This is a genomic window from Rhizobium sp. SSA_523 (assembly GCF_030435705.1).
Classification (GTDB): Bacteria; Pseudomonadota; Alphaproteobacteria; order Rhizobiales; family Rhizobiaceae; genus Neorhizobium.
Genome location: NZ_CP129381.1, coordinates 286,254 through 298,763, shown reverse-complemented (window position 1 = coordinate 298,763; position 12,510 = coordinate 286,254). Strand labels below are relative to the sequence as shown.

Here is a 12,510-nt window from a genome sequence, read left to right as displayed (position 1 = left end):
GGTATCAGTCCTTGGCAGTGTTGGCCCTGAAATTGGCGGCCGTAGAAGTGGAATTGACGCTTGAAGAGGCAAAGCCGTCGGCAGGGGCGGCGGCCGCCTCGATGGCGGATGGCATCGGCTGCCTGGAGCGTGCGGCCCTCAGGCGCGTCAGCGGGCTGATCTCGCCGAACAGGCCGCGCGGCCGCCACAGCAGCATCAGGCAGAGACCGGTGCCGATGGCAACGATCTGCAGGGCGGCGGCACGCGCCTGCTGCTCCGGTGGAACGAAAGCAGAGACGGCGGCTGCGCTCAGCGCCCAGAGTCCCCAGACGATCACCGCGCCGGCGATCGCGCCGCGATTATTGCCGGATCCGCCGACGATAAGCATGGCCCAGACCTGGAACGTCAGGACGGGCATGTAATTGTCCGGCGCGATGAAACCGATGAAATGCGCCTGGGCCGCGCCGGCCAGTCCCATGATCGCGCCGCCCAGGGCGAAGGCCTGCAGCCGAAAGCGCACCGGACGCTTGCCAAGCGCCTGTGCCGCCATCTCATCCTCGCGAATGGCCCTGAGCACCCGGCCCCATGGGCTTTTCGCCAGGTGCTCCAGGCCAAGATAAAGGAGCAGCACCACCAGCGCCATGACGCCGAGATTGGCGAGGCTGAACAGAAGGGCATTGTCCTGATAGTCCGCGAAAGGCCGCGGAATGAAGCCGATACCGAAGGCGCCGCCGGTCAAAGGCTGCAGATTGAGCATGCATAGCTGAACCGTCACGGCCACGCCGAACGTGGCAATCGCCAGATAATCGGCGCGCAGGCGAATGGTCAGGGCTCCCACGGCCCAGGAGGCCGCGCCCGAGGCGCAGGCGGCGGCGAGCCAGCCGATAGCGACAGGCATTTCAAACCCGCCGAACCGATCGGCGCTGTCGGGCGTCGTCAGAATGGCCGAGGTATAGGCGCCGATCGCGACAAAGGCGGCGATACCGACATTGAAAAGGCCGGTCATGCCCCATTGGACGTTCAGCCCGAGGCAGATGATGGCATAGGTCAGGGCCATGGAGAGAAAGAAAGCACCATAGGCGAGGATATCAAGGCTCATGCCGCCCTCCCGAACAGGCCGCGCGGCCGGATCAGCAGCACCGCGATGAGAATGACGAAGGAGACGGCGGCGCGCCATTCCGCCCCCACCATCTGCACGGCCAGCGCTTCGCAAACGCCGATCAAGAGGCCTGCGACCATGGCGCCCGGCACGCTGCCGATCCCGCCAAGAATGGCCGCGGCAAACAGCGGCAGGAGAAGGTCATGACCGAGATAGGGGCGGATCTGGATCAGCAGACCGCTCATGATCCCTGCTATGCAGGCCAGCGCGGCGCCGAGGCACCAGGCGGTGCGGATGACCCGCCGCACATCGATGCCGGCAATGCTTGCCAGCGCCGGGTTTTCGCTGACGGCGCGCATGGCGCGACCGGTATCGGTGCGTGTGAGAACGAGGTGCACGGCGATGACGGCAAACGCCGACAGGACAAGCATCAGCAACTGGTCGGGCGTCGCTCGCAGACCGCCGCCGAGCTTCATCGCAATCTGCAAGGCCTTGGAGAAATAGGCCGGGCGCGAGGTGAACAGGAATTCCAGCAGGCTGCGCAAGGCAAGCGATGCGCCGAAGCTGGCCATGACCATGATGATGATCGGACTGCCGCGGCGCCGGAAGCTGGAAAACAGCAGCGCATCCACCACCAGAGCAAGCAGGGCCGTCAGCGCCATGGCGACCAGCACGGCAAACGGCAGCGACCAGCCGAAGGAAAACGGCCCGATCGGCTTTGTCAGACCGGCGGAGAGAAAGCCGAGCGCACTGCTGACGGCAAGCGCGAGATAGGCGCCCCAGGAGAGAAATTCGCCATGGGCGAAATTCGAGAAGCGCAGGATCGAATAGGTCAAGGTGACGCCGATCGCACCGAGCCCGATAATGGCTCCCGCAATCACGCCATCCATCAGAAATTGCGGGTTCATGCCGCGCCCCCAGTGTCGGCATGTGGTGCCGCGCCCAGATAGATGCGGCCCACCAGCGGATCGTTGATCAGGTCCTCCGGCCGCCCCTCGTGGCGGAAGCGTCCTTCGGCAAGAATGATGGCGCGGCTGGCGATCGCAAGCGCGGCTTTGACGTTCTGCTCCACCAGGATGACGGTGACCCCCTCCCGGTTGATGCTCTTTAGCATGGCGAAGACCTCACCCACGATCTTGGGCGAGAGGCCGGCGGACGGCTCATCGAGGATGATCACCGGCGGGTCGAGCGCCAGCGCGCGCGCCACCGCCAGCATCTGCCGCTGCCCGCCCGACAATGCGCCCGCCAGGCGCGACGGCTTTGCCGCCAGGTCCGGAAAGCGCGCGAAAAGACTGTCGATCGCGGCCTTTCGCCGAGCCTTCGGCAGATGCGCCACCGCGATCTGCAGGTTCTCCAGAATGGACATGGTCGCGAAGACATTATCCGTCTGCGGCACGAAGGCCAGGCCTTCGGCCACTTTCCGGTGCGGCGCAACGCGGGTGATGTCGCGACCGTTCAACTCCATCTGTCCCGCATGAATGGGGACAAGCCCGGCGATCGCTTTCACGAAGGTGGATTTGCCGGCACCGTTGGGCCCAAGAAGGACAACCAGCTCGCCGCTCCTGACCGCGAAATCGATGCCGCGCACGATCGGCAGGTCCGGCTCATAGCCCGCGACGAGATCCTTTGTCGAGAGAACGATCTCGCTCACATGCCGCCTCCCAGATAGGCTTCGATGACTCTCGGATTGCTTGCGACATCGGCCGGAGAGCCTTCTGCCAGCCATTGGCCAAGCGCCATGGCGACCACCCGCGAACACAGCCGCGATACCATTTCCATGTTGTGCTCGATCAGGAGGATCGAGGTGCCCTGGCGGTTCAGCAGGATCACCCGCTCGATGATGAGCTCGAGCAAAGCAGGGTTCACCCCGGCCGCCGGTTCGTCGAGCAGGATGACATCGGGATCGGCCATCAACACGCGCGCAAGTTCCAGAAGCTTGCGCTGGCCGCCGGAGAGCACGCGCGCCGGCTGATGCTCGAGATGGGACAGGGTGACGAAATCGAGGAGCGCGCGCGCCTTCTCGATCAGCCGTGCCTCCCTTGCACGAACGGCCGGCAGGCGCCAGAAATTCGCCAGCATGCCCTCCCCCTCCTGCTGCTGTCCACCGACAAGCAGGTTTTCGAGAACGGTCATGTCGGAGAAGGGCTTGGGGATCTGGAAGGTTCTGGCAAGCCCCTGCGCAATGCGTCCCTCGGGCGGCTGTCGCGAAACATCCCGCCCGTTCACCCACAATTGCCCCGATGTCGGCTTCAGGCTCCCGGCGATGAGATTGAACATGGTCGTCTTGCCGGCGCCATTGGGGCCGATCAGTCCCACCATCTCGCCTTTGGCCACCGTCAGCGACATGTCGGAGACGACAGTCAGGCCGTCGAAACGCTTGGTCAGCCGTCGCGCATCGATGACCGGCGACGTCTCGGCATTCTGTGAGATGTTTTCGCTTGCGGTCATCGCCATTTTCGGACTTGATTTGATGAATGATGTTTGATCAAACTTGAAGCCTAAAAGAAAAGCAACCCTAAAATTTCGGCAGAACCATCCGACAAGATGCGAGGTGCCAATGAGCGATACAGTGCCGGGCAGCGTTGAAGGTCTTACCCCCGTTGCGCGGGAGACGGTGCAGGATCGCGTCTATGCGCAGTTGCGCCAGTCGCTCATCAGCGGCGGCTTTGCGGCGGGCGATCTTCTGCGGATCGTGGAACTGGCGGAGCGCCTGCAGACCAGCACCATGCCGGTTCGCGAAGCGCTGGGCCGCCTGGTTTCCGAACAGGCTCTGGAAGCCATGCCGAACCGGACGGTCCGTGTGCCGCTCATTACCCGCCAGAGGCTGGATGATCTGGAGCGGGCCCGCGTGCTGATCGAAGGCCGGCTGGTGCAGATGGCCATGCCCAACCTCAATCCCGAGGCCCTGGAAACCTTAAGGCAGATCAACCGTGAATGCGATCGCGCCTTCGACGAGCACGGCCAGGATATCGGCCCTGTAACGTCGCTCCTCAACCAGCGCTTCCATTTCCAGATCTATGGCGCGGCCGGATCCTATGTCCTCATTCCCATCGTCGAGAGCCTGTGGCTGCAATCCGGTCCGGTCGTCAGGGCCGCGGCACAGATCCACAATGAAGCGGGCGGGCTTGCAGCAACCGACCATCATTGGGCGATGATCGCCGCGCTCGAGACAGGCAACGGCGAGGCGGCGATGCAGGCGCTGGCGGATGACATCGGTCGCTCCTTCGACCTTGTCCGCGCCCGGCTCGACGCCGATGAACAGGCAGCGTGAGGAGATCGCGATGACGAAGGACGATATGTTCGAACTTTTCGACCTGCGGGTGGATGTGGTCATGCCGGAAAGCGGCCCGGTCTATTGCGGCGCCAAGCCGGGCGACCATTTCGAACTCAAGGGGGAAATGCTGCATCTGCCGCCGGGCCAGGGCATTTCCATCTATTCGCTGGCATCGGTACTGCCGCTCCTGGCCGCCAAGCAGCGCCCGCTCCATCCGCATGACTGGATGGCCACCGACGCCGACATCGCCTGCCCCGACCCCAATTGCGGAACGCGCCTGCGCATCACGCGAACGGGCATTCGTCGCTTCAGCCATGCCGAAACAACCGCCGTTCCCCTGAAAGAAGATTGACCGATGCAACGCATAGCGCTAGCCCCCGATTACAAAATTTCCCGCGTCATTCGCGGCGGCTGGCAATTGGCCGGCGGCCATGGCGCAATCGACGCCGAGGCGGCGATCGACGATATGGTGGCCTTTGCCGATGCCGGGATCACCACCTTCGACTGCGCCGACATCTACACCGGCGTCGAGGAGATGATCGGCCGGTTCCGCCTGAAATACCGCGACCTGCGCGGCGAGGAGGCGCTGCGCGCGATCCGGGTCCACACCAAGTTCGTGCCGGATCTTGCGGTCCTCTCGACGATCAGCAAGGCCTATGTCGAGAGCGTCATCGATACCTCGCTGAAGCGTCTCAACCTGCAGCGGCTGGACCTCGTTCAGTTCCACTGGTGGGCCTATGACATTCCCGGCTGGCAGGAGACTGCGGGCTGGCTGAAGGAACTCCAGCATGCCGGCAAGATCGACAAGATCAGCGCCACCAATTTCGACAGCGATCATATCGATGCGCTGGTTTCCGGTGGCCTGCCGCTGACCTCGCTGCAGCTGCAATATTCGCTGCTCGACCGGCGCCCGGAAAAGCGCATGGTCTCGCTGGCGCAGGAGAAGAATTTCTCCCTCCTGTGTTACGGCACGGTTGCAGGCGGCTTCTTGAGCGACAAATGGCTCGGCGTTGCGGAGCCCATGCATCCGCTGGAGAACCGATCGCTGACCAAATACAAGCTGATCATCGACGATATCGGCGGCTGGGATCAGTTCCAGGCCCTTCTGACGGTTCTGAGACAAATTGCGGATCGCCATGAAACCGATATCGCAACCATCGCCAGTGCCGCCATGTTGCGCAGACCGGCTGTCGCAGCCGTCATTGTCGGCGCGCGCAACCGCGACCATCTGGCGTCGAACCTGGCTATTTCCGACACGAATCTGTCGGCGCAGGATCTCTCCGAAATCGAGGCCGTCATGGCCGGTTGCCGGGAGTTGGAGGGTGACGTCTATTCGCTGGAGCGCGATCGCAAGGGACGTCACGGCAGCATTATGAAATACAACTTAAACAAAGGGGAATGAACATGAAGAAACTGATCTTTGCATCCACATTGCTGGCAGGCGCGTCATTTGCCGCCCTGTCCGCTGAGGCCGCCGATTGCGACATCACCGTCGGCGTCGTCCTCGAATTGACGGGCCCTGCGGGCGAATATGGCAAGGCCGGCGCGAAATCCGTGGAAATGGCCTTCCGCGACTTCAACGAGGCCGGTGGCGTCGACGGCTGCAAGCTCGTCATGGATACCCGCGACAGCCAGAGCCAGGGCACCGTCGCTGTCGATCAGGCGACGCAGCTCGTCAACATCAAGAAAGTGCCGGTCATCATCGGGGGGATCATCTCGTCCGTCTCCATCCCGATCCTGACCTCCGTCACGGCTCCGGCAGGTGTCGTGCAAGTCTCCCCCGCCTCTTCCTCGCCGACCCTGACGGCGCTCGGCCGGGACGGCAAGACAAATGGCGTCTTCTTCCGCACCATCACGTCGGATGCCCTGCAGGGCACGGCAGCGGCCAAATATGCGGTCGACCAGGGCCTGAAGAAAATTGCGATCATCCATGTCAACAATGATTTCGGCGTCAACATGGTGCGGGAATTCTCCGCAGCCTATGAGAAGCTCGGCGGCACGATCACCTCGACCACGCCGTATAACGAGAAGCAGGCCAGCTATTCGTCCGAGGCGAGTGCTGCCATGAACGGCGATCCCGAAGCCCTTTATCTCGTCAGCACACCGGTGGACGGAGCAACGGTGGCCCGGGCCTGGATCTCCGGCGGCGGCGCCCAGAAATTCCTGCTGAATGACGGCATGAATTCCAAGGATTTCATCGAGAGCGTTGGCGCGCAATATCTGAACGATGCCTATGGCACCTCCTCCGGCACCAGCCCGACGGCATCGACGGAATATTTCAACGCCAATTACGAATCCTTCTCCGGCGGCATTTCGCCCGGCGCTCCGGCAGCCGACCGGTCTTATGACGCCGGCGCAATCGTGGCGCTGGCCATTGCCAAGGCCGGCAAGCCCGACAAGGCAGCGATCAAGGCGGCCATTCCCGACGTCGTGGCGCAGGGTGGAGAGCCGATCTACGCCGGCAAGCAGGAGTTCGAGAAAGCCCTGAAGCTGATCAAGGAGGGCAAGGCGATCCGGTATGAAGGCGTGATCGGCCCCGTGAACTTCGACAAGAACGGAGATATCACCGGCCCCTTCCGTCTCTGGCAGATCAAGGATGGCACGGTCACGACAATCGGCCAGATGGAGGCCGACGACGTTTCCAAGCTGAAGGAATCGCTGGTCAAGTAGCCGCCGGCGAAGCAACGAGCTTCATTGGTATGATGGCTTTGCGGGTGGGCTCGGTCCCACCCGCGCTGGCTCACCTCCACAGCCTCTCCGCGCCGACGCTAAAGCGGGCGCACAGGCCCCGCGAGGCGCTGTCGCCGCACCCTGTCAAAGCCGGTCAGGCCTCTGCCCGGCTTTCGACGATCAGCAATTCCGCCGTGACGCAGACCGGGTTCAACCCGCGTTTCAGCCTGCCTGCACTCTGCCGGTCGGTGAGGTCGATCATGGCGATATCGATCATGGCGCGGGGCTGCCCCTGACGCGAAACCACCTGGCCATCCCGGATGTAGAGCTCGCTTGCATGGGCAGACAGGCTCGTGCCGTCCTCGTAATCGGCACCGACCAGGCTCCCGATACCGTGGACAGTGGCGGTCGCGATGCCGTGCTGACTGCAAATCGCCTCGAGCGACAGGCAGAGGTCGGCGTTCGGACGCACGGTCGCCAACACGGCCCGCGCCCCGCCACGAAGGGGAGATGCCGGCCGCGGCTCCGGTGTGAAGAGGGTGAAATTGGTTTCCGGATCCGGCCGCGCCACCAGGAGGGCGCCATCGAGGGCAATCGCCTGGACCTGGCATTCCTGACGGAGCCGCGCCTCGAAGGGCAGAAGATGGCCCATATCCACATGACCGTCTGCGTCGCGCCAGGTGCCGTGACAATGAAGGAAAGGCTGGTCATCACGGGTGCCGGCATGAAGACCGGCCTCCAGGATCATGGCACCCTGCATCGCAAAGGTCTCGCTGTACCAGGCCGCGTGGCTTGCATCCGAGCTCGCCGCAGGCTTGACGAAACGCATGACGTCCATCGAGACCTCCCTCAGCCAGATATATCCGCCCTCGAAACCTTGTTCGACAAAGGCATTGGCCACCGAACTATTGATGTCGCGATCGGGTTTGAGCGTCAGTGTCAGCGCATGCGCGCGACACGCGATGGCGCGGGTCCGCTCATTCGTCACCGGGCCGGGATGGCGGATGGACCGCATGGCTGTCTGTTCAGATGCGCTCATACGGCAAGGCCCGCCGTGACGAAGCCACCATCCACCGCCAGGATCTGGCCGTTGACATAGCTTGCTTCCTCGGAGATCAAAAAAGCGATGGCGGAGGCGATTTCGCTGCAGGTGCCGTAGCGCTGCATGGGAACGCGGCGATGCCACTGCTCGCGGACGTTTTCGGTGTGCACCTTGCGTGTCAGAGGCGTATCGACGGGCCCCGGCGCGACGGCGTTCACGCGGATGCCCGACTGACCGAGTTCATTGGCCATGACCAGCGTCATGAGATTGACGCCGCCCTTCGATGCGCCATATGCGGTGCGGCCGCGATTGCCGCAAAGACCCGACACCGATGAGATATTGACGATCGCGCCTTGCAGACCCCTCTCCAGCCAATACCGTGCCGCAGCGCGGGCAACGGAAAAGCTGCCGACGAGATTGATGTCGAGCAGGCGGCGGAATTCCGCGGGCGAGGTATCAACGGCAAGCTTATCCATTCCTGTCCCGGCACAATTGACGACTGCGCCAAGCGGCGGTTCCGCCGCAAGGATCTGGCTCATCACCCTCTCGACCGCCTCATCGTCGGACACGTCGCAGAGTAGGCCGCGCGACGCCGGAAGTTCCAGCTCTTTGCAGGCGATGTCCAGCGAGTCCCTCGACAGGTCCAGCAACCAGACCTGCCAGCCGCGCTCGATCAGCATTTGCGCCGTCGCAAGGCCTATGCCGGACGCACCTCCGGTGATGGCCACTGCCTGTCCCTTTGTCATACATGTCTCCCGTTTCCGCTCTCGGCATGATCGACGCGATCAGGCGGGTTCCGTCTGCGATGCGGGGTGCAATTCGCCCCGCCGCTCCAACTCCTCGCGGATCATTTTCTTGGTGATCTTGCCATAGGCGGATTTCGGCAGAGCCTCCCAGAACAGGTAGGCCTTCGGCAGCTTGTAGCGCGCAATCTTGTCCTGCAGGAAGGCGCGCAGATCGATGGCATCGGCACGTGCCCCCTCGCGCGCGACGCAAACGGCAATGCCCACTTCTCCCCATACGGGATCCGGCACGCCGAGCACTGCGACCTCGCTGATTTCCGGATGGGTGAGGATCTTCTCCTCTATTTCCCTCGGATAGATGTTCGATCCGCCGGAAATATACATGTCCGAGGCGCGACCGGTGATGTAGAGGAAGCCGCTCTCGTCGCGGTGCCCCAGATCGCCGGTGCGGAACCAGCCATTGCGGAAAGCCTTGGCATTGGCATCCGGATTGTCGAAATAGCCGGCGAAAACGGCAGGACCGATGACGCAGATCTCGCCGGTGACACCTGCCGGCACTTCGCCACCCTGGTCATCCTGAATCTGGACTTCCATGCCGGTGCGGTCATAGCCGCAGGTGCCGATTCGCGCCTCAGGCCCATCCTCCGCCGAGTGGAAATCCGGCGGCAGGACTGTAATATTGCCGGTGACCTCGCCGAGACCGAAATACTGGACGAGCACCGGCCCGAGCTTGGCCAGCGCGCGCTTCTGATCCGCCCGGTACATCGGTGCGCCGGCATAAATCACATAGCGGAGCGAGGAATGATCGAAACGATCGACAGCCGGATCCTCCACCAGCATCTTCAAGATCGTCGGCACGGTGAAGAGATTGGTGATCCGCCACGTCTCGATGAGCTGCCATATGGCGGCAACATCCAGCTTCTCGGCGGCCGGCAGGATCGTCTTTGCCCCGTGCGCCACCTGCACAAGCTGGTGGACGCCGGCCCCGTGCGACAAAGGCGCCACCACGATGGAGGCATCACGCGGGCCAGTCGCCGGCATCAGGTCGCACAGATGATTGGTGATGACGAAGGCCATCTGGCCATGTGTCAGCACCGCCGCCTTCGGACGGCCTGTCGTGCCCGACGTGAAGAAGAACCAGCAGGGATCGTCGCGATCGATGGCCGGGCTCTCAGCGCGCATGCCCTGATGCTCCTCGACGATCGCGTCATAGTCGGGTCCGATCTCCGAGGGGCCGATGGAGAGCACGAAATCCAGCTCCGTCGCCAGCCGGCACGCCGCGGCATGGGCCGCGAAGGCTTTGTGGCAGATCATGCCGCGTGCGCCGCTCGCCTTGGCAAGATAGGCAACCTCGTCCGGTGACTGGCGAAAATTCGTCGGTACCCAGACAGCGCCGATCCGGAAGCAGGCGAACATGCTTTCGAACATCTGGTTGTTGTTGGACGACTGGACGAGGATCCGGTCCCCCTTGCCGACCCCGAAGCGGGTGGACAAAGCATGGGCCATGGCATCGACCCGCTGCTCCATCTCCAGCCAGCTCCATTGCCGATCGCCCCAGACGAAGCCGATCTCATGCGGCTGGCGACGCGCCGCCTGGGTGAGAAAATGGGCGAGGTTCATGACCCGGGTGGTGGCCGGACGCACGCCCCCTCGCGGATCGCCCCTGTCTGCGACCTCCGTCATTTCACCCGCTCCATGATCGAGACGTAATTGGTCACGGCCGTGCCGCCCATGTTGAAGACGCCGGCGAGCTGCGGATCCGCCAATTGCATGTCACCCGCCGCCCCGGCAAGCTGCATGGCTGCCATGACATGCATGGACACGCCTGTCGCGCCGATCGGATGGCCCTTCGCCTTCAGCCCGCCGGAGGGATTGACGGGCAGCGCTCCATCCTTGCGGGTCACGCCGTCGCGGATCACATGGCGGCCCTCGCCGGGCTTGGCGAGGCCCATCGCCTCATATTCGATCAGTTCGGCGATGGTGAAGCAGTCATGCGTTTCAACGAAGGATAGGTCCGTAAGGTTCGCACCGGCCATATCCAGCGCGCCGGCCCAGGCGCGCCGCGCCCCTTCGAAAGCCAGCGGATCGCGCCGGCTCAGCGCCATGATATCATTGACATGGCTGCGCGCCCGAAAAGCGATGGCGCGCGACAGGCCGGCCGCGGTCTCCTCATCGGCCAGCACCAGCGCGGCAGCGCCATCGGAGATCAGCGAGCAGTCCGTGCGTCTGAGGGGCGCCGCCACATAGGGGTTCTTGTCGGATACCGTGTTGCAAAAGTCGAAGCCGAAATCCTTGCGCATATGGGCAAAGGGATTGGCAGCGCCATTCTCATGGTTCTTGGCGGCGATCATCGCAAGCTCTTCGGAGCAGTCGCCATAGCGCTGGAAATAGGCCTGCGCAATGCGGCCGAACTGGCCGGCAAAGCCGCCGGGGATTTCCCCCTCCTCGGCCCGGTAGCAGGCGGACAGCAGGATATCGCCGACTTCCACGGTCGGCAGAGCCGTCATCTTCTCGGCGCCGACGACCAGCGCGATCCGGCCCCGGCCGGCTTCGATGAAATCCATGGCGCTGTAGAGCGCTGCCGAACCGGTGGCGCAGGCATTTTCGAAACGGACCGCGGGCGTATAGGTGAGCCGTTCATCGCCCATCGCGACGAGAGCCGCCTGAAAATCCTGCTTCGAGAAGCCATTGTTCATGACGCCGACGAAGATGCCGTCGATATCGGCACTTTCGATGCCGGCATGCTCGATGGCCGGCGCCACGACACTTGCCATCAATTGCTCGGTATTCTCCAGCGGCGATTTGCCGAAGGGCGAATGCGCCCAGCCCACGATATGTGCCTTGCTCATCGGGATGTTCTCCTCAGCGATCTTTGTGTGTCTGCATCCTGTCTCGGCCGCGTTCGGTCGGCCATCATTTCGCCGATGCGTGTCTCTATCCGCACCGCCTCCTCGCGCAGAAGCTTTGCCAGTTCCGGCTGCCGCTCCGGCTGCATGCGGCTGTCGATCGCGGCAATGCTGAGCGCCCCGGCGACGCTGCCGTCCGGATTGCGGATGGCAACCCCGACGCCCCAGGAATTGGCGAGAATGAGACCCGGATTGAGCGAATAGCCCGCTTGCCGGGTGCGTTCGATGCCGTGGCGCAGATCGTCTTCGCCCACCATGGGATATTGGCTGGCAACGACCTGCGCATTGGCGGCAAGCACCGCCTCGATCTCCTGATCGGGAAGCGCCGCCAGCATGGCGAGCGATCCGGCGCCGATGCCGAGCGGATGTTCGAACCCCGCCTGCAGGGCATGGGTGCGCACCGGCCAGGTGCCCTCTTCACGATAGAGGCAGAGCGAAAAGCTGTCCCGCCGCACGGACAGGAAGCTCGAATCCTGCGTCTGGCGCGAGATGCGGCGCAGACCGTCCTGCGCCATCTGCAGGAGGCCGAAGCGCCGCGCCGACAGGCTGCCCAGGACATAGGCCTCTTCGCCCAGATAATAGCGCCGTGTCTCCTCATCCTGATCGACGAGCCCGGCCCGCATGAGCGCCAGCAGCAGACGCCTGACGGTCGGCTTGTTGGAGCCGCTCTGAATGACGAGATCCGTCAGCCCCACGCCGCGTTCGGCATGGCGGCCCACCATGGACAGAAGGCTCAGGGCCCGGTCGACGGCCCGGGCGCCCTTCAGCTCGCCTTCTTCGTTCGGGACCGGTCTCAT

General features: G+C 63.5%; 13 protein-coding genes. 4 read left to right on the top strand and 9 right to left on the bottom strand.

What is annotated here, in order from left to right:
• Positions 1–4 precede the first annotated feature (4 nt).
• The 4 genes from QTJ18_RS02760 to QTJ18_RS02745 are packed head-to-tail and all read right to left on the bottom strand — an operon-like array spanning position 5 to position 3,532.
• The gene (locus QTJ18_RS02760) at positions 5–1,078 is read right to left on the bottom strand and encodes a branched-chain amino acid ABC transporter permease (protein WP_252752154.1); all 1,074 of its coding nucleotides are present in this window, start codon (positions 1,076–1,078) and stop codon (positions 5–7) included.
• The gene (locus QTJ18_RS02755) at positions 1,075–1,986 is read right to left on the bottom strand and encodes a branched-chain amino acid ABC transporter permease (RefSeq protein ID WP_252752155.1); all 912 of its coding nucleotides are present in this window, start codon (positions 1,984–1,986) and stop codon (positions 1,075–1,077) included. The genes QTJ18_RS02760 and QTJ18_RS02755 overlap by 4 nt, the downstream gene beginning before the upstream one ends.
• Positions 1,983–2,729 carry an ABC transporter ATP-binding protein gene (locus QTJ18_RS02750; RefSeq protein ID WP_252752156.1) on the bottom strand — a complete coding sequence of 249 codons (747 nt, stop codon included), beginning with the start codon at positions 2,727–2,729 and terminating at the stop codon, positions 1,983–1,985. The genes QTJ18_RS02755 and QTJ18_RS02750 overlap by 4 nt, the downstream gene beginning before the upstream one ends.
• Complete coding sequence (locus tag QTJ18_RS02745) at positions 2,726–3,532, bottom strand: ABC transporter ATP-binding protein (protein ID WP_489667188.1); 807 nt, start codon at positions 3,530–3,532, stop codon at positions 2,726–2,728. The genes QTJ18_RS02750 and QTJ18_RS02745 overlap by 4 nt, the downstream gene beginning before the upstream one ends.
• 103 nt (positions 3,533–3,635) lie before the next feature.
• Here QTJ18_RS02745 and QTJ18_RS02740 point away from each other — a divergent pair, with 103 nt between their 5' ends.
• The 4 genes from QTJ18_RS02740 to QTJ18_RS02725 are packed head-to-tail and all read left to right on the top strand — an operon-like array spanning position 3,636 to position 7,022.
• A complete protein-coding gene (locus tag QTJ18_RS02740; protein ID WP_252752158.1) occupies positions 3,636–4,349 on the top strand; it encodes a GntR family transcriptional regulator in 714 nt (237 codons plus the stop codon).
• A gap of 10 nt (positions 4,350–4,359) precedes the next feature.
• Positions 4,360–4,704: a TIGR04076 family protein gene (locus tag QTJ18_RS02735; RefSeq protein WP_252752159.1), complete on the top strand. Its 345-nt coding sequence runs from the start codon at positions 4,360–4,362 to the stop codon at positions 4,702–4,704.
• A gap of 3 nt (positions 4,705–4,707) precedes the next feature.
• Positions 4,708–5,754: an aldo/keto reductase gene (locus QTJ18_RS02730; protein WP_252752160.1), complete on the top strand. Its 1,047-nt coding sequence runs from the start codon at positions 4,708–4,710 to the stop codon at positions 5,752–5,754.
• Positions 5,755–5,756: 2 nt separating this feature from the next.
• A complete protein-coding gene (locus tag QTJ18_RS02725) occupies positions 5,757–7,022 on the top strand; it encodes an ABC transporter substrate-binding protein (protein ID WP_252752161.1) in 1,266 nt (421 codons plus the stop codon).
• Between the two features lie 154 nt (positions 7,023–7,176).
• Here the strand turns inward: QTJ18_RS02725 and QTJ18_RS02720 are convergent, their stop codons facing one another.
• From QTJ18_RS02720 to QTJ18_RS02700, 5 genes are read right to left on the bottom strand one after another with little or no spacing between them, the layout of a single operon-like run.
• Positions 7,177–8,061 carry a PPC domain-containing DNA-binding protein gene (locus QTJ18_RS02720; RefSeq protein WP_252752162.1) on the bottom strand — a complete coding sequence of 295 codons (885 nt, stop codon included), beginning with the start codon at positions 8,059–8,061 and terminating at the stop codon, positions 7,177–7,179.
• On the bottom strand, positions 8,058–8,810 hold the full coding sequence (locus QTJ18_RS02715; RefSeq protein ID WP_252752163.1) for an SDR family NAD(P)-dependent oxidoreductase: 753 nt from the start codon (positions 8,808–8,810) through the stop codon (positions 8,058–8,060). The genes QTJ18_RS02720 and QTJ18_RS02715 overlap by 4 nt, the downstream gene beginning before the upstream one ends.
• A gap of 39 nt (positions 8,811–8,849) precedes the next feature.
• Positions 8,850–10,490: an acyl-CoA synthetase gene (locus QTJ18_RS02710; RefSeq protein ID WP_252752164.1), complete on the bottom strand. Its 1,641-nt coding sequence runs from the start codon at positions 10,488–10,490 to the stop codon at positions 8,850–8,852.
• The gene (locus QTJ18_RS02705; RefSeq protein ID WP_252752165.1) at positions 10,487–11,656 is read right to left on the bottom strand and encodes an acetyl-CoA acetyltransferase; all 1,170 of its coding nucleotides are present in this window, start codon (positions 11,654–11,656) and stop codon (positions 10,487–10,489) included. Before QTJ18_RS02705 ends, QTJ18_RS02710 begins: the two co-directional genes overlap by 4 nt.
• Positions 11,653–12,510: an IclR family transcriptional regulator gene (locus QTJ18_RS02700; RefSeq protein ID WP_252752166.1), complete on the bottom strand. Its 858-nt coding sequence runs from the start codon at positions 12,508–12,510 to the stop codon at positions 11,653–11,655. The genes QTJ18_RS02705 and QTJ18_RS02700 overlap by 4 nt, the downstream gene beginning before the upstream one ends.

Bases quoted from the DNA above. Each gene is read 5' to 3' on its own strand.
- QTJ18_RS02760 (WP_252752154.1), bottom strand. From the start codon at position 1,078: ATGAGCCTTGATATCCTCGCCTATGGTGCTTTCTTTCTCTCCATGGCC.
- QTJ18_RS02755 (WP_252752155.1), bottom strand. From the start codon at position 1,986: ATGAACCCGCAATTTCTGATGGATGGCGTGATTGCGGGAGCCATTATC.
- QTJ18_RS02745 (WP_489667188.1), bottom strand. From the start codon at position 3,532: ATGGCGATGACCGCAAGCGAAAACATCTCACAGAATGCCGAGACGTCG.
- QTJ18_RS02740 (WP_252752158.1), top strand. From the start codon at position 3,636: ATGAGCGATACAGTGCCGGGCAGCGTTGAAGGTCTTACCCCCGTTGCG.
- QTJ18_RS02735 (WP_252752159.1), top strand. From the start codon at position 4,360: ATGACGAAGGACGATATGTTCGAACTTTTCGACCTGCGGGTGGATGTG.
- QTJ18_RS02730 (WP_252752160.1), top strand. From the start codon at position 4,708: ATGCAACGCATAGCGCTAGCCCCCGATTACAAAATTTCCCGCGTCATT.
- QTJ18_RS02725 (WP_252752161.1), top strand. From the start codon at position 5,757: ATGAAGAAACTGATCTTTGCATCCACATTGCTGGCAGGCGCGTCATTT.
- QTJ18_RS02720 (WP_252752162.1), bottom strand. From the start codon at position 8,061: ATGAGCGCATCTGAACAGACAGCCATGCGGTCCATCCGCCATCCCGGC.
- QTJ18_RS02715 (WP_252752163.1), bottom strand. From the start codon at position 8,810: ATGACAAAGGGACAGGCAGTGGCCATCACCGGAGGTGCGTCCGGCATA.
- QTJ18_RS02710 (WP_252752164.1), bottom strand. From the start codon at position 10,490: ATGACGGAGGTCGCAGACAGGGGCGATCCGCGAGGGGGCGTGCGTCCG.
- QTJ18_RS02705 (WP_252752165.1), bottom strand. From the start codon at position 11,656: ATGAGCAAGGCACATATCGTGGGCTGGGCGCATTCGCCCTTCGGCAAA.
- QTJ18_RS02700 (WP_252752166.1), bottom strand. From the start codon at position 12,510: ATGAGACCGGTCCCGAACGAAGAAGGCGAGCTGAAGGGCGCCCGGGCC.